General features: G+C 49.7%; 11 protein-coding genes and 1 pseudogene. 9 read left to right on the forward strand and 3 right to left on the reverse strand.

All coding sequences use genetic code 11. The annotated features are described in order from the left end of the window. Positions 1–61 precede the first annotated feature (61 nt). Positions 62–1,081 carry a tRNA (adenosine(37)-N6)-threonylcarbamoyltransferase complex transferase subunit TsaD gene (tsaD, locus tag CWE22_RS00145; RefSeq protein WP_169929397.1) on the forward strand — a complete coding sequence of 340 codons (1,020 nt, stop codon included), beginning with the start codon at positions 62–64 and terminating at the stop codon, positions 1,079–1,081. Here the strand turns inward: tsaD and plsY are convergent. Further along, entirely contained in the window at positions 1,062–1,664 is a 603-nt protein-coding gene (gene plsY / locus CWE22_RS00150; protein ID WP_169929398.1) for a glycerol-3-phosphate 1-O-acyltransferase PlsY, read from the reverse strand. The genes tsaD and plsY overlap by 20 nt on opposite strands. 97 nt (positions 1,665–1,761) lie before the next feature. Here plsY and folB point away from each other — a divergent pair, with 97 nt between their 5' ends. Genes folB through CWE22_RS00165 form a run of 3 tightly spaced genes read left to right on the forward strand, consistent with a single transcriptional unit; the run spans position 1,762 to position 3,448 of the window. Next, complete coding sequence (folB, locus tag CWE22_RS00155; protein WP_169929399.1) at positions 1,762–2,121, forward strand: dihydroneopterin aldolase; 360 nt, start codon at positions 1,762–1,764, stop codon at positions 2,119–2,121. A gap of 2 nt (positions 2,122–2,123) precedes the next feature. Continuing rightward, entirely contained in the window at positions 2,124–2,654 is a 531-nt protein-coding gene (gene folK, locus CWE22_RS00160; protein ID WP_169929400.1) for a 2-amino-4-hydroxy-6-hydroxymethyldihydropteridine diphosphokinase, read from the forward strand. After that, entirely contained in the window at positions 2,651–3,448 is a 798-nt protein-coding gene (locus tag CWE22_RS00165; protein WP_169929401.1) for an undecaprenyl-diphosphate phosphatase, read from the forward strand. Before folK ends, CWE22_RS00165 begins: the two co-directional genes overlap by 4 nt. Here the strand turns inward: CWE22_RS00165 and CWE22_RS00170 are convergent. Then, positions 3,445–4,539: a tRNA nucleotidyltransferase/poly(A) polymerase-related protein gene (locus CWE22_RS00170; RefSeq protein WP_169929402.1), complete on the reverse strand. Its 1,095-nt coding sequence runs from the start codon at positions 4,537–4,539 to the stop codon at positions 3,445–3,447. The genes CWE22_RS00165 and CWE22_RS00170 overlap by 4 nt on opposite strands. Before the next feature lie 106 nt (positions 4,540–4,645). On the opposite strand from CWE22_RS00170, the gene CWE22_RS00175 reads away from it, so the two are divergent. The 3 genes from CWE22_RS00175 to CWE22_RS00185 all read left to right on the forward strand — a co-directional run bounded on the left by CWE22_RS00175 (position 4,646) and on the right by CWE22_RS00185 (position 8,615). Then, positions 4,646–6,079 carry an ExeA family protein gene (locus CWE22_RS00175; protein ID WP_169930961.1) on the forward strand — a complete coding sequence of 478 codons (1,434 nt, stop codon included), beginning with the start codon at positions 4,646–4,648 and terminating at the stop codon, positions 6,077–6,079. 3 nt (positions 6,080–6,082) lie between these two features. Next, positions 6,083–6,772, forward strand: a complete 690-nt coding sequence (locus tag CWE22_RS00180) for a general secretion pathway protein GspB (protein WP_169929403.1) — start codon at positions 6,083–6,085, stop codon at positions 6,770–6,772. A 64-nt stretch (positions 6,773–6,836) separates the two neighbouring features. Next, entirely contained in the window at positions 6,837–8,615 is a 1,779-nt protein-coding gene (locus CWE22_RS00185; RefSeq protein ID WP_169929404.1) for an acyl-CoA dehydrogenase C-terminal domain-containing protein, read from the forward strand. Positions 8,616–8,652: 37 nt separating this feature from the next. On the opposite strand, the gene putA is transcribed toward CWE22_RS00185, so the two are convergent. Then, entirely contained in the window at positions 8,653–11,820 is a 3,168-nt protein-coding gene (gene putA / locus CWE22_RS00190) for a bifunctional proline dehydrogenase/L-glutamate gamma-semialdehyde dehydrogenase PutA (protein ID WP_169929405.1), read from the reverse strand. Between the two features lie 218 nt (positions 11,821–12,038). On the opposite strand from putA, the gene CWE22_RS00195 reads away from it, so the two are divergent. Together CWE22_RS00195 and glnE are read left to right on the forward strand one after the other, a co-directional pair. Continuing rightward, on the forward strand, positions 12,039–13,529 hold the full coding sequence (locus CWE22_RS00195) for a CYTH domain-containing protein (protein WP_169929406.1): 1,491 nt from the start codon (positions 12,039–12,041) through the stop codon (positions 13,527–13,529). Between the two features lie 34 nt (positions 13,530–13,563). Then, positions 13,564–16,311, forward strand: a pseudogene (gene glnE, locus CWE22_RS00200) (bifunctional [glutamate--ammonia ligase]-adenylyl-L-tyrosine phosphorylase/[glutamate--ammonia-ligase] adenylyltransferase); the annotation flags it as partial. Between the last annotated feature and the right edge of the window lie 2 nt (positions 16,312–16,313).

Genomic DNA, 16,313 nt, shown 5'->3' on the forward strand with positions numbered 1-16,313 from the left:
CGTTCGTTTGGCAATCCGTTACAATTGCGCGCCCGAATGAAACTAAGAATCTAGAGGTAGTATGCGCGTTTTAGGAATCGAAACATCTTGTGATGAAACAGGAATCGCGATCTTCGATACTGAGCGCGGTTTGCTCTCGCATTGTCTGTATTCTCAAGTCAAATTACATGCTGACTATGGTGGTGTGGTGCCAGAACTGGCATCCCGGGACCATGTTCGTAAAACACTCCCTCTAATAGAACAAGCGTTGGCCAAAGCTAAACTCAGTGCGCAAGATCTTGATGGTGTTGCTTACACAATGGGACCGGGCTTGGTTGGAGCGTTGCTAGTCGGTGCCTGTATTGGCAGAAGCCTCGCATACGGATGGAAGATCCCAGCTATTGGCGTTCATCATATGGAAGGTCATTTGTTGGCGCCGATGCTGGAAGAGAATCCGCCCGCATTTCCATTTATCGCTTTACTTGTTTCCGGTGGTCATACGCAACTCGTTCGGGTTGATGCTATTGGTCACTATGAGTTATTGGGTGAGTCGGTTGACGATGCCGCGGGCGAAGCTTTTGATAAAACGGCGAAACTAATGGGTCTTGATTATCCTGGCGGACCGAGATTGGCTGCATTAGCCGAGCAGGGCCGTGACCAGCAATATCAATTTCCGCGCCCAATGACGGACCGACCCGGGCTCGACTTTTCCTTTAGCGGTTTGAAGACGTTTGCGGCAAATACCATAGCGAGCGCAGCAGATGATGCGCAAACACGAGCTGATATAGCGCGCGCATTCCAAGATGCGGTTGTCGATACTCTGGTGATCAAGTGTCGCCGAGCTCTCCAAGAAACAGGATTGAAACGACTTGTTGTCGCTGGTGGTGTGAGTGCCAATAAGCATCTGCGGGAGCAACTCGAGCAATTTACACAAAGTATTGGTGGGCAAGTCTTTTTTCCACGTAGCGAATTTTGTACGGATAATGGTGCGATGATTGCTTATGCGGGAGCGCAACGGTTGTTGGCTGGTGAACAATCCGACCTGGCAATTATCGCGCGGCCGCGCTGGCCAATGGATACACTTAATCCTCCTTCGATTTAGGCCGCTGAATACGGGTTTCTTGGCCGCTACGAAGGCGGACTATATTGGATTGATGTCGCCACATAATGAGCACGGAAATCATGATAATGGGCACTGTGTACTGAGGTTTAATCCAGTACGCATAAAATGGTGCGAGTGCAACTGTAATTATGGCCGCTAAAGATGACACTCGGCTTACCCGGAATACCACGAGCCAAGTTGCTATCAATAACAAAGCCATTTCCCACGCCACTGGAAACATAGCGCCCAAAGCCGTTGCTACGGCTTTGCCGCCGCGAAATTGGAAGTACAGCGGGAAGATATGTCCTAAGCAGGCCGATACGGCAATGAGACCGAGAAAAAAAGGTTCTATACCGAGAAAGTATGACACCCAGACAGGAATCATGCCTTTCAGCACATCGCAAAACAATGTCAGAATAGCCGGCAGTTTACCGCCAATTCGATAGACATTGGTGGCGCCAGGATTATTGGAGCCCGCAGATCGCGGATCGGGCAAGCCAAAAAGTTTGCAGACCAGGACGGCACTGCTGATAGAGCCGAATAGGTAAGCAGACATAATGGCGAGTATGATTAATGCGCCCATGAAAGTTTGTTTCCAACTTGCTTTCGTTTAGTATGCCAAGCCCATAGCATATGTCGAATACGTCAAAATTTCTATGAATACTGAGGTGAAGTTGTCCATGGACACAGTGCATGTTGAAGGTTTAAAAGTCGATGCCATGATTGGTGTGTTTGAATGGGAGCATGAGCAGCCCCAGCCGTTGATCATTGATTTAGTGATGGCATGGGATCAGAAGCTTGCCGCAAAAACCGATGATATAAAACTCGCACTTGATTACGATGCGGTAAGTCGAGCGGTAACTGAGTTGGTTCAGAAGCAACCGCGACAGTTAATTGAAACCGTTGCGGAAGAAATTGCAGCAATGATACGCGAGACTTTTTCGGTCGCATGGTTGCGCGTCAAAGTGGCGAAGCCAACTGCCGTCAAAGAGGCCTTTCAAGTTGCCGTTCAAATCGAACGCGGACGCAAATTGGATTAATTGTGCCCATAGTCGCTCTAGGTATAGGAAGCAATAAACAGCGCAGGTACCACATTGGTGCCGGCATTGAGGGCATAGTAAAAGCCTTCGGTACTGTTGACACTCCCATCTATTGTTCGCGGGTGTTTGAGAGTGATGCAGTTGGTTTTGCAGGTCAGCCTTTTTATAATCTCGTTGTTGCATTTGAGTCCGACATGACCTGTCAGGCGCTACAAACCGTGTGCAAATCCCTTGAGAGCCAGCATGGCCACAACAGCGATGCGCCACGTTTCAGTCCGCGTACCTTAGACATTGATATCCTCATCTATGGATCCTTGATACAGGCTGGTCCAGTACAGGTGCCGCGTGATGAAATTGTCACCAACGCTTTTGTTTTGTGGCCATTGAGTGAGGTATTGCCAAACTTTGTGCATCCGCTCGATCAGCAAACATTTGCGGAACTTTGGCAAAATTATCATAGCGCTCAGCAACTACACCCGATAGAATTTCAGTTCCCATCGATTCCGCACTTACGGCAAGGACAAGCATTGTGAGTATCGTCGAAGCCATTTGGTTGGCACTCATTCAAGGCATTACTGAATTTCTTCCTATCTCGAGTTCTGCCCATTTAATTTTGCCATCGCAGGTTTTGGGTTGGGCCGATCAAGGATTGGCATTCGACGTTGCGGTTCATGTTGGTACGCTGCTGGCGGTGGTCATGTATTATCGACAGGATGTTGGTCAATTGGCCGTAGGCTGGGTTGGCTCGATGACCGGCCGTCACAGTGAGTTTGGGCGCCTCGCTTGGCTGATTATATTGGCAACTATCCCAGCCGGTTTAGCAGGATTGTTCGGCAGCGATTTAGTTGAAAATTATGCGCGCTCAGCACTTATTATTGCCATCACGACTATCGGTTTTGGATTGGTTCTTTGGTATGCCGATGCGCGCGCAAGCGAGAAGTCAGGTATCGAGTCGCTGACTATCCGCCAAGCTCTCTTGGTCGGGATAGCGCAAGCCATAGCGCTTATTCCGGGTACATCACGCTCCGGAATTACGATGACAGCAGGACTTTTGCTGGGATTAAAGCGTCTCGATGCGGCCCGTTTTTCTTTTCTCTTGTCGATACCAGTGATTGTGATGGCGGGTGGCTACCATGCTGTCAAATTAATTCAGTTAGGCGATGCGGTAAATTGGACTGTCATTGCGGTCGGAGTGGGCGTTTCTTTTCTCGCGGCATTTACCTGCATTCATTTGTTCTTGAAGGTGATTGAACGGATGGGGATGCTGCCTTTTGTCATCTATCGATTAGTGCTCGGCGCATTTTTGCTCTGGTTTGTTTTCGCTTAAAACGCACTTCGAACAGCAGCTAATCGAGCTGCTTGAATAGCAGCGCCTATTGCTGGGCCTTGCAGGTGTTCGATATTTGTTTCCTCTGCTAGCGATTGAATACTCACTTCACGCGCAGCCGCAAAGCAGTCTTGTAAAGTTTTCAAATGCTCCGAAGACATGCCTTGTGCCGACCAGATGGGCAGCATAGCTTCCACGCGCTCTGGTTGGCGCCAGCCGTCTATTTTGCTGAGAATCGTCAAAATTGAATCCGGAGACCACTGGTCATTCCAAAATACAGTGGTTTGAATAGCTGCACGGGTTAATTGCTTTACTCTATTGGGTACCTTTAGCCGCGTACAGATAGCCTTTCCATGCGCATCAGCAAGTGCTGAAAAGAGTGCAGCACACCGAATCTGGCTATCATCGCTTAATGCGGAACAGAGGCGCAGTCGTTCCAGCGCTGTATCAATCACATCGCTTAATTCAGCAAACCACGGCGCTAGTGCATGAACCTCATTGAGTGTCTCAAAGTAAACAGCTGGAGACGAACTTCTCAGCGCTAACTCTGTTTCTCGCCAGACTCTTTCCGCGCTGATGGTTGCAAGCTCACCTCGATCCGCAATTTCTTTGAGTAAGGCTCGGGTTTCGGTTGCTATCGTAAAACCAAGTGCGTGAAAGCGAGCATTGAATCGAGCCACCCGCAACACTCGCAATGGATCTTCAGTAAAAGCTGGTGACACATGGCGTAGAAGACGTAGTTCGATATCCTGCTGACCACCGTAAGGGTCGATGATTTCACCTTGTGCTGTTTCCGCCATCGCATTGATGGTTAGATCCCGCCGCAACAAGTCTTCTTCCAAAGTAACCGTCGGATCGACGTTGACGGCAAAGCCTGTGTAGCCTTTACCTTGTTTGCGTTCGGTTCGAGCGAGAGCGTATTCAGCTTGCGTTCGTGGGTGCAGGAATACCGGAAAGTCTTTGCCCACTTGCTGAAATCCAGCCGCGAGCATCGCCGCAGGCGTTGCGCCCACAACAACATAGTCTCGGTCAACCACCAGTAAGCCGAGTAATTGATCACGCACTGCACCGCCAACAAGGTAGGTTTTCAAGATATTCTCCTAAAACGAAGTACTGATGATCGCGAATCACTAGCGATGATGCAAGTGACTCGTTACACTGATGCGATATTGTTTTCACAAGGACTCGTTTGTGGCTATGTATTTGAACTACTTTGGGCTTCATACCACACCTTTTTCCATTGCTCCGGATCCTCAGTTTCTGTACATGAGCGAACGCCATCAAGAGGCGTTGGCACATTTAACCTATGGCTTGCAAGGCAGTGGCGGGTTTATCTTATTGACCGGAGAGGTGGGTACCGGCAAAACGACGGTATCGCGAGCCTTGCTAGAACAACTTTCAGAAGCTACCCGCACCGCGTTCATATTAAACCCTATGTTGAATGAGCATGAACTGCTCGCGACATTATGCGATGAGTTTGGTATTCGCTATGCCAAGCGCTCGGTGACCGACAAGAAACTGACGGATAAACTCAGTGCCTTTTTGCTTGAAGCGCATGCCAATGGCGAACAATGCGTCGTTTTAATAGATGAAGCACAGCATTTACAACCACAGGTCCTCGAACAGCTGCGTCTTCTTACCAATCTCGAAACGAATCAAGAGAAGTTGTTACGAGTCATTTTAATTGGGCAACCGGAGTTACAAGATCTGCTGCGTCGCCGGGAATTACGGCAGTTAGCGCAACGTATTACTGCGCGTTATCATTTGTTACCTTTGCAGCTCGAAGATACTGAACGGTATATCAACTATCGACTCCAAGTCGGTGGAGCGACTCGTGGCTTGTTTGATAGCAAAGCCATTAGCACCGTTCATAGGCTTAGTGAAGGAATTCCTCGGCGCTTAAATCTGTTGTGTGATCGGGCGTTATTAGCAGCTTACAATGAGCAAGCCCCTGTGGTTGCGGTTAGGCATGTGAAAGAAGCCGCGAGCGAATTGGACGGTCCTCCTCAACAAGCGAATGACAGCAACGGCTGGGGACGTGAAATTATCTTAGCGTTACTGATCGTGATCGTATTACTCGGTACCTATGTATGGCGCAATCAAATGGCAGTGCCAGCAGCCGAATCAACCTCAGTTGAACAAACCTCTGCCCCAGTAGGCGAAGCTGCGCTATTGCGAGCATGGCAGTTACCGCAACCGCCCAGCGGGACCGCGTTGTGTGATTGGATAACGGAGTATCAGTTAGGTTGTTTACGCGGGCAAATGCGGTTTGACCAACTATTGCAAATTAATTACCCCATGTTGCTGGAGTTAGATACCGGCGAGTATCAATTTATTGGCTCGACCAGTGCGCAACCCGCAAGCAATTGGACCGGGCGTTATGTGATGTTTTGGCAATTACCCCCCGGTTATTTTGCAGAAGATGAGTCACTTTACGAGCGCTGGTTGGTGAAGACGTTGCAATCATTTCAGGTCGATCCTTCGTTACCGATTGCGGATCAATTTCGAACGATTCAAGTTGAAGCGGGAATTCCGGTGAGCGGTGAACTCGACGGTGCAACTCTCGCATGGTTGACCGCACATCGACAAACCACTGGACCACGACTGCAGCAACGTCAGGTAGAGGATTAAGATATGTCATCGGTTCTTAAGGCTTTGCGGCAACAGTCGTCGCCACACATCCCACCGCGCTCACAGGGACAACTCACTAGTGCCCCAGTACAACGCGAGGGGCTCCAGCGTGTCGTGCGCAGCTTGTTGATGATCGTATTGTTAGCACTAGCCGGTGCCATTGGTTGGTGGTTGGCGGCTCCCAATCAACAAACCGTTTCATCGTCACCGACAGTGGTGATGGAGCCAACCTATGATTTGGGCGATGCTACAGTTGTGAGGGTACCCGATCTTGAACCTGATAGGCCGGTAGTTGATACCGGTACGCGAATCGAACCAAACCGGGTTGTACAAGAGGCTCCAGAGCAACCACAGGCGGTGAACTTAGATACAGTATCTCCCGAACTACTCAGCGCCTTTGAGGAGGCTATTGCGGCAACGGGCTCTGAGGCAGGTGAGGCCGCTAGCGTAGTCCCTGCATTACTCACTTTGAGTCGCTCGTTTCAGCAGCAAATACCGAGTTTTACCTACGACGGTCATCAGTATTCATCACGCTCCAATTCGCGCTGGATTGAACTTTCCGGTCAACGTTTGCAAGAGGGCGACCGCTGGCAGGCATTGAGTGTGATTCGTATTGCACCTGCGCATGTGGTGTTAGCAAAAGATAACCAAGCATTTCTGCAACCCGCCTTAGAAGACTGGACAAAACCCTAGTCGATCTGTTATTAAAACACCTGTTTAAATCTTTTGTTCGAATTAGCGGTAAAAGGTGAAGGTTATGGCAGATTACAGAGTTCCTCGAGATGATATGCAATTTCTGTTGCAGGATGTCTTTCAAGTTCACCAAGATTGGTCGACGTTTGCAGCGCTAGCTGAGCTCGATATCGATACAGCTCAGGCTGTGATCGACGAAGCCGGTAAGCTAGCAGAAACCCTCATTGCCCCGAATTGTCGTGCGGCTGATGAGGAAGGGGTCTCTTTTCAAGACGGCCGTGTGACCACGCCAAAAGGTTATCGAGAACAGTTCAAACAACTGGCCGAAGGCGGCTGGGTTGGTGTAACTGCAAATCCCGAATACGGTGGTATGGGGCTGCCTAAATCGATTTCAGCACAGTACGAAGAAATGCTGTGTGCTGCTGATATTTCATTTTCACTCTATCCAGGTTTGACTGCTGGCGCCATTATGACGCTCGACTTACACGGCAGTGATGAACTGAAATCAACCTATTTACCGAAGCTGATAGCGGGCGAATGGACAGGGACTATGTGTCTGACCGAACCGCATGCTGGAACGGATTTAGGTATTATTCGAAGCAAAGCGAACCCATTGGATGACGGGAGCTATGAGCTCTCCGGAACGAAAATTTTCATCACCGGTGGCGAACATGATTTAGTCGACAATATTGTCCACTTGGTGTTAGCGAAGTTACCTGATGCACCGCCGGGAACAAAGGGAATCAGTCTATTTGTTGTTCCAAAATTTCTGGTCAATGCAGATGGCTCGCTTGGTGAGCGCAATGGTGTCCATTGCGGCTCGATTGAACACAAGATGGGAATCCATGCATCAGCCACCTGTGTTATGAACTTTGATGGTGCGAAAGCATGGCTTGTTGGTGAACCGCATAAAGGCCTCCCAGCCATGTTCACCATGATGAACTATGAGCGTTTAGGCGTCGGTATTCAGGGTCTGGGTGCAGCGGCTCGCTCCTATCAAACCGCATTAGAATACGCGCAGGAGCGATTGCAAGGTCGTGGTGCGAAAGCTACACAAGATAAAGCAAAAGAAGCCGATCCATTGCTGGTACATGGTGATATTCGTCGGATGCTGTTAACTATGAAGGCTTTTGTTGAAGGCGGTCGCGCATTTTCAACGTATGTTGGTCAGCAGTTGGACCGCGCCAAATATAGTACTGACGACTCTGAACGCGAACGAGCGGACGCGCTCGTCGCACTTTTGACTCCGATTGCTAAGGCGTTCCTCACAGACACGGGGCTTGAATCGACCATTATTGGGCAACAAGTGTTGGGTGGTCATGGTTATGTACGGGAGTGGGGCCAAGAGCAATTGGTTCGCGACTGTCGAATTGCGCAGATTTATGAAGGCACCAATGGTATCCAAGCGCTCGATTTGCTCGGACGTAAGGTCGTCGGTTCGCGCGGTCAATTGTTGCAGCCGTTGATAGCGGATATTGAGGAACTACTAGCAGAGCCGCAGCAAGAACTGAGCCGTGAATACGAGCAGCTTGCCGCTGCCGTTGATTTAATGAAAGCAACCACAAGTCACGTGCTTGAGCAGGTCGCGAACGGTGATGAAAACGTGATCAACAGCGTCGCCGTTGAATATCTGCACTTGGTAGGCTACGTGAGTTTTGGGTACATGTGGTTGCGAATGGCTAAAGTGGCGGAACCGTTACTCACTGAACGTGCTTATTTGGGTAGCAAAGTTAAAACCGCAAAATTCTATTTTGCGAGACTGCTGCCACGCATCGAAAGTTTGGCAGTAGCCATTCGAGACGGCAGTGAAAGCCTTTACTTACACGAAAACGGCGAGTTTTAACTCGCCGTTTTTTTTGCTCAAGCAACCAGCAACGGTATTAATCGCCCAGCGACAATAACGTTGCGTTACCACCCACAGCAGTAATGTTGTTGGTTTTGGTTTTTTCAGTGACAAACCGCGTTAAGTAATGCGGTCCACCAGCTTTCGGACCGGTACCGGACAAGCCTTGACCACCAAATGGTTGCACGCCAACAACGGCGCCAATCTGGTTACGGTTGATGTACACATTACCAACATCAATGCGGCGTGCTACGTCCGCAGCGAAAGTCTCGTTGCGACTGTGAATCCCGAACGTTAAACCGAAGCCGGTGTTATTGATGCTATCAATCACTGCATCGAGTTCGTCTGTTTTATAACGAATCACGTGCAAAATCGGTCCAAAGTTCTCTTTGACCAATTGATTGATACTATCAATTTCAATTGCTGTCGGAGCTACGAAGGTGCCTTTTAACGTGTATTCCGGCATGTTTGCCCGCGCAATCAGACGGCCTGCTTGGCTAATATCGTTAATGTGTTGTTCTAGGTTACTCTTCGCAACCCCATCAATCACTGGGCCTACGTCGGTCTCATGCAACATTGGGTCACCCACTTCGAGCTCCGCCATCGCACCTTTCAGTAGTTCAATGACACGATCCGCAATGTCATCTTGAACAAAGAGTACTCTGAGGGCAGAACAGCGTTGTCCAGCACTCTTGAACGCGCTCGCCACGATGTCGGTAACAGCTTGCTCAGGTAGTGCGGTTGAATCAATCAACATGGCATTTTGACCGCCGGTTTCGGCAACAAAAGGCACTATAGCGCGAGTTCGCGCTGCTAACGCTCGGTTGATTGATTGAGCGGTGTACGTAGAACCTGTGAAACAGACTCCACCAATGTCCTCTTGACTCACTAAATAAGAGCCGACTTCGGCGCCGCTACCCGGCATGAAATGCAGGACATCACCTGGGATGCCGGCTTCAAGCGCTAATTGGACGGCACGGAAGGCAATCAGGCCAGTTTGTTCCGCGGGCTTGGCGATCACGCAGTTACCGGTCACCAACGCAGCTGACACTTGACCCAAGAAAATTGCTAATGGGAAGTTCCATGGGCTGATACAAATAAAAGTACCGCGGCCTTGCAAGAATAGTTCGTTGGTTTCACCAGTAGGACCAGGCAATGTGGTTCCTTCACCCATCATTTTCCGAGCTTGAACTGCGTAGTAGCGACAGAAGTCGACAGCTTCACGCACTTCATCGATGCCATCTTGGAGACTCTTACCTGCTTCTAGGCTACATAATGCAATCAGCTCGTTACGATTGGCTTCGAGTAAATCAGCCAATTTCTCTAATGCTTTCGCACGAACTTCAACATCGGTATCGCGCCAGCGGCGATACGCTGCATTGGCACTATTCAATGCTTGCTCGGCTAAGGCTTTGTCACCCCAGTTGATCACACCAATCTGACGTTCATTTTCTTGCGGGCTAAAAATGGCCACGCGGTGATGTGCGTCAATGACATCTCCATTCACAATGGGGCCGCCTTGCCATTGCTTGTCACGATATTGGTGAACGGCGGCAATAAAATCGTCTGCTTGTGAGTGAATGTTCATGTTTAATCCTAACGAGTTCTTCCGATCGCTAAAAATCTGCGTCGGTAATGGAATTTTGTGGTTCGCAAAAGTTTCGTACTGACTGACGGTTTGCAGCGGATGCTGAATCAGTTGCTCAACGGGAACTTCAGGGTCAACTAACTTATGCACGAATGAGGTGTTTGCACCGTTTTCCAATAAGCGACGCACCAAATAGGGAAGTAGATCTTTGTGCGCACCTACAGGTGCATAAATTCGCACTGTGGTATCAGGTTCTTGATCCAAAATAGTGTCGTACAAATCATCGCCCATGCCGTGCAGGCGCTGGAATTCAATACGGCGCTGATATTTCTCGTTGAGATGGCGAATGGCGACCACAGTTTGCGCATTGTGCGTCGCAAACTGTGGATAAATAGCACCATCAGTCGCTTCGCTGAGCAAATAATGAGCACAAGCCAGATAACTGATATCCGTATTTGCTTTGCGTGTGAACACTGGATAGCCGGTCAAGCCATTCACCTGACACCATTTAATTTCGGTATCCCAGTATGCACCTTTCACCAAACGAACTGGGATCTCATCGCCACATTCATGGGCGAGGGCGGTCAGCCAGCACAAGGTGGGTAACGCGCGCTTAGAGTACGCTTGCACAACTAAGCCAAACCGCGGCCAGCCCTTGCAAACGCCACTGCGATAAACTTTCTCGAATAATTCGAGAGACAGCTCATGGCGGTCACATTCTTCGGCGTCAATAGTGACTCCAACATCGGCCTCTTTGGCTAGCTTCACGAGTTCAGTGAGGCTTTGTGCTAGCTCAGTCAACACACGCTCGTGATTCGCCATGTCGTAGCGCGGATGCAAGGCGGATAATTTGATAGAAATAGTAGGACGTGGCGCTTTGGGGTTATTGAACTTCTCTTGCGCCACAACTTTAATCGAATTTACATAATCCGCATGATAACGGCGAGCATCGGCCATCGTAAGCGCGGCTTCACCGAGCATGTCATAAGCGTGTGTGTAGCCTTTGTCACGGTTCGCTCGACTGTTCTTTAAAGCTTCCTGGATGGTGCGACCTAATACAAATTGGGTCCCCATAATCCGCATTGCGGCATAGGTAGCTTTGCGAACAATCGGCATACCCAACCGGCGGGTTAATCTGCGGAAAACGCCGCGTGGCGTTTCCATCGGCGCACCGGTCGGATTAATCACCGTATTGGTCAATGACAGTCCCCATGAGCCCGAGTTAACGAGCCATGATGAGCTCTGGCCCATATGCTTTTGCCAATCACCGCCGGATAAGCGGTCTTGGATTAATGCATCAGCCGTTGCAGCATCAGGAATACGCAACAATGCTTCCGCTAAACACATCAAAATGATGCCTTCTTTAGTATCCAAGCTGTATTCCTGCAGGAAGGCATCTATACCACCCCCATCGGCTTGGGCGCGAACTTGCTTCACTAGTTTTGCCGAGTTTTCGGTAATCACGTCTATCGCGGATTCATCTGCTGGCACCAACGCCAACAATTCCTGCATATATGCATCTTCATCCACCAAATAGTTTTCTGTGATTGCGCGTTGTAATTGCGCTAAATCGGCACTGGTGTACTGCTTAGCAAGCACTTCACTCGCTTTGAACATAGCTTCTCCTGTAAGACTAGCCTTTACGGCTGCAGGGGTAGAATTTTCGCGCCAGTATAGGCTTTTTTTTAGGCGCGTAAAGCCCGCTACTACCATTTTTTTCAAGCGCCCACGGTGCATTTTTTGCACAGCGCTGTCAAGCCCATTTCTATTGACCAATGCAGGTGCTCCGAGTACCGTAATGAACACTTATCGAAGTAGCGACAAAAGGTTTAATTGTGAGTCAAGAAAGCGAATTAAAACTCCTGATCGATCCAGCGCAACGTGATGCAGTTCTGAAACTCTGTGCGCGTTTTGCTGACGGTGCAGAGCCAGAAAGTTTTCAACTGACCAACAGTTATTTCGATACCGATGACTTACGGTTGCGGCAGTTCGACATGGGATTGCGGATCAGAACCCGAGGGCAAGAGCGTGAACAAACGATCAAACTCGCGGGTGAGGTGTTGGGCGGCATGCACAAACGGCCCGAATACAATGTTGTGGTTCAAAATGAGACGCCAGACCTCACACTATTTGAGAGCGATATTTGGCCAGATGAGTTCCCTTTATTTGATATCCAGCGTGATTTGCAGGAAATCTTTTGTACCGACTTCACTCGCCATCGTTGGCACGTGCCAAGTGGTGAGGGGCGCATTGAAGTTGTCGTGGACGAGGGCGAAATCCGAGCTGGGGATAAGACTCGACCTATCTGTGAAGTCGAATTGGAAGTTCAGGGTGGACTCAGTACTGATGCTTATAAAATGGCGCGTCGATTAATCACACGGGTGCAGGCTTGTGTGGGCAGTCAGAGTAAAGCCGCTCGCGGTTACCTGCTGGCGCAGAAAACTGTATTAGAACCTTTTACCCAAGCCCATTTTGTGCCGTTAGATAACCATGATGATATTGGTGCTGGCTTATATAAAGCGTTGACCTATGCACTGCATTACTGGCAACACAACGATTCCTGCTTGCGCGAGCAACCCAGTGTGCGTGCGGTTGCGGGCATAACGGACGGGATTCGTCTCAGTCGAGTTGTTTTACAGCAACTAGCGCAGTTGGAAGTGGATGTGGCCGATTACATTGTCCGCTTGGAGCAAATGCTTGGCCATTTGGGCTGGCTCAGTCGCTACGATGGTCTCACCGAGTTAACCGCTGAGGATGGAGCCTATCACCGTGCTCTGAAGCAATATCCAAAGCTTTACGAACATATTCAAGAACAACAAGAGCACTCCGTGCAAATGGAGCTTGTTATCGAGCTCAGCAAGCGTGATGACTATCAAATGACTCTTCTTGAGTTGGGCGAATTATGTTTTGAGCAACCACGCCATGATTCGTTAATGAACGCACCACTGCAACAATGGGCAACCCAACGATTACGGGAAGACTGGCAGGTCGTTGCTGAGACATTTGCGCGTGACCAAGAATGGCGCGCAGAGCATTACTTAAAGCAACTGTCGCCCTTGCAAGGCTCCTTGCAACTGGGCTATTGCGTGGGTGCAATTTTCCCAACAGAAGATCGTGAGCAATTTCGAGCACCTTGGTTAGATATGGTCCGAGGTATTCGAGAAATTATGGCACTGAAGTTGCTACGCGAAGCAATCAAAGACACCGATGAGGTGAATACAGAAAAGCTCCTCGCTTGGCAAACAGTGCAACTTGAAACGCTGTTGTTTGCATTAGATCATTCACGTCGAGCAGCTTTGAAGCAAGAACCTTACTGGGATGCTTAAGTAACCTTAGGATGAAGTGATGGCAGCCGATGTACGTGATCAACAGTGGTTGAGCCGAGTCAGTCCCTTCCTGGCACGAGTGCTAGAGCAGCAACCGGATGCCATTACCTGGCAGCAAGGTCGTGTTCAAAAGCCAGCGTTGGAGAAATACCAAAGCCAAGCACAACAGACGTTGGCCAACTGTCAGAGTGAAATAGAGGCACAGCGACAGTTGCGTTTGCTGCGGCACCGTTGGTATGCACAACTTGCCGCCGCAGATCTAACTGAAGAGCTCAGTTTGGCTGAGATGCTGGCACATTTGACCGAGACCGCGGATGTACTGATCAATGCTGCAATCCAATGGCTCTACCCACGATTTTCGGAGCGCTTCGGTACTCCACGAACCGCAGATGGTGAGCCACAACCATTACTCGTCATTGGTATGGGTAAGCTAGGTGGCGGCGAACTCAATTTCTCCTCTGATATTGACCTCATTTTTGCGTATCCAGAGCAAGGTGAGACCGACCATCCGCGCAAGCCCATTGAAACCAGTGTGTTTTTTACCAAACTGGTGCAAGGTCTTATCCAGCTACTTGATACCGTTACCGTTGATGGTCGCGTGTTTCGAGTCGACTTACGGCTGCGTCCGTTTGGGCAATCGGGACCCTTAGTCGCCAGCCTGCCGGCACTTGAACATTATTATCAGGAGCAGGGCCGTGATTGGGAGCGCTACGCCATGGTCAAGGCGCGGCTCATTCGAGCGCCAGAGCGCTATCAGAAAGAATTAATGCAACTGCTTAGACCTTTTGTTTACCGCCGCTATATTGATTTCTCAGCGATCGATGCGCTGCGCAAGATGAAGTCCTTGATTACCCAAGAGACTCGCCGTCAAGGCGTTCGTAACAATATTAAACTCGGACCGGGTGGCATTCGCGAAGTAGAATTTATCGTGCAGTCGTTTCAATTGATTCGTGGTGGCCAGCAACGACAATTGCAGACCGTATCGTTATATCAAGCCTATCAAGCACTCGTCGATTTAGAGCTAATGAAAGTGGCTGATGTGCAGGAACTATTAGCCGGCTATCACTGGTTGCGGCGTGTTGAGCATGCGTTACAGCAGCGCAATGATGAGCAAACGCAGGTACTGCCCAGCTACCCAGATGAGCAACGACAAATTGCGCAGATGTTGGGTTGTTCATGGGACGCTCTTGTTCAGAAGACCGATCAGCACATGCAAATGATTCATGGGCATTTCCAAGCGGTGATCGGTGACCCGGATGCGGAAGATGAAGAGGCTGGTGACCTGCAAATTTTATGGCAAGACATGGTCGCTGATGAGACGGCTTTGGAGGTGCTGGCAGAGCGCGGACTGGATGCAGACGCGGTGCGTCAGATGTGGAACAGCATTAGTGAGTTGCGGCAGGAAAGTCGTCGCCGGGGCAGTGGACCGAGAGGTCGAAAGGCACTTGCTCGTTTGGTTCCCATTTTACTCGAACAATTGATTCGCGCCGATGATGCCGTCACCTCTACAGAACGAGTTTTCGCAGTACTCAAGCAAATTATGTCGAGAACGGCCTACGTAGAGCTGTTGCTCGAGAATATCGGTGCCCGTGAACAACTCATCAAGTTGTGCCGTGCTAGCTCTTGGATTACTAAGCAACTCGCACAATACCCAATTTTGTTGGATGAGTTAATTGACCCTAGTCATTTATACCAGCTGCCAGAACTCACGGAGTATCCAGCATTGGTTGGTGAATACTTGCTACGAATTCCCGAGCAAGAGCAAGATTTAGAAGCGCAAATGGATGCGCTACGGCAAGCCCGACAAGCCCTGCAATTAAAAGTGGCTGCGGCCGATGTCAGCGGGGCATTGCCGCTGATGAAGGTCAGTGATCACCTGAGTTATTTGGCAGAAGCTATGATCTCGCATGTAGTTCGACTCGCATGGTACCAGCTGACTGAGAAGTATGGTGCGCCACCACAGCGGACATTTGATGATACGGGTTTCGCAGTGCTGGCCTATGGCAAGTTAGGCGGTTTGGAACTGGGTTACGGCTCTGATCTCGACTTGGTTTTTCTGACCGATGTCGATTATGAAGGTGAGACGGCAGGTCCAAAACCTATCGAAGTGCAGCAATTCTATTTACGTCTTGCGCAGCGTATTTTGCATCTCTTTACGACGCGAACCTTGATTGGGACGCTTTATGACGTGGACATGCGTTTGCGACCATCCGGCAAATCAGGTCTATTGGTCACTCAGCTACAGACCTTCGATCATTATCTTGCAGAGGATGCCTGGACCTGGGAGATGCAGGCCTTAGTGCGCGCGCGTCCAGTGCATGGGTCGCCGCGAGTGCGAGAGCAACTCATTGCGTTGCGAAAGCGCCACCTACAGCGGCAGCGAGAACATGCGCCTTTAGCCCAACAAGTGCAGGATATGCGCGAGAAGATGCGCAGTCATTTACTGAAGAAAACGGATTCGTTTGATCTCAAACAGGGCGCAGGGGGAATTACCGATATTGAATTCTTCGTGCAATATTTAGTACTACGTTACTCTCATGAGCACCCAGCACTTGCGGAATATACGGATAATATTCGTATTCTTGAAGCTGCACAGCAGGTCGGTTTACTGTCGCCCAAAGATGCGCAACAGTTTATCGATACTTATATTGATTTGCGTGAAATTGTGCACCGGCTGGCACTGGATGACCGCGAAAGTGTGACCGATGCAGACTTTACTGTGGCGCGTGATTTTGTGCGTGCGCACTGGGCAAGGTGGTTGGACTCGACCAGCGAGAATTAGAA

The organism is Pseudidiomarina aestuarii (assembly GCF_003987355.1).
GTDB lineage: Bacteria > Pseudomonadota > Gammaproteobacteria > Enterobacterales > Alteromonadaceae > Pseudidiomarina > Pseudidiomarina aestuarii.

What these genes read in the sequence shown, in the direction of transcription:
- tsaD (WP_169929397.1), top strand. Translation starts at nt 62, where the DNA reads ATGCGCGTTTTAGGAATCGAAACATCTTGTGATGAAACAGGAATCGCG.
- plsY (WP_169929398.1), bottom strand. Translation starts at nt 1,664, where the DNA reads ATGGGCGCATTAATCATACTCGCCATTATGTCTGCTTACCTATTCGGC.
- folB (WP_169929399.1), top strand. Translation starts at nt 1,762, where the DNA reads ATGGACACAGTGCATGTTGAAGGTTTAAAAGTCGATGCCATGATTGGT.
- CWE22_RS00175 (WP_169930961.1), top strand. Translation starts at nt 4,646, where the DNA reads ATGTATTTGAACTACTTTGGGCTTCATACCACACCTTTTTCCATTGCT.
- CWE22_RS00180 (WP_169929403.1), top strand. Translation starts at nt 6,083, where the DNA reads ATGTCATCGGTTCTTAAGGCTTTGCGGCAACAGTCGTCGCCACACATC.
- CWE22_RS00185 (WP_169929404.1), top strand. Translation starts at nt 6,837, where the DNA reads ATGGCAGATTACAGAGTTCCTCGAGATGATATGCAATTTCTGTTGCAG.
- putA (WP_169929405.1), bottom strand. Translation starts at nt 11,820, where the DNA reads ATGTTCAAAGCGAGTGAAGTGCTTGCTAAGCAGTACACCAGTGCCGAT.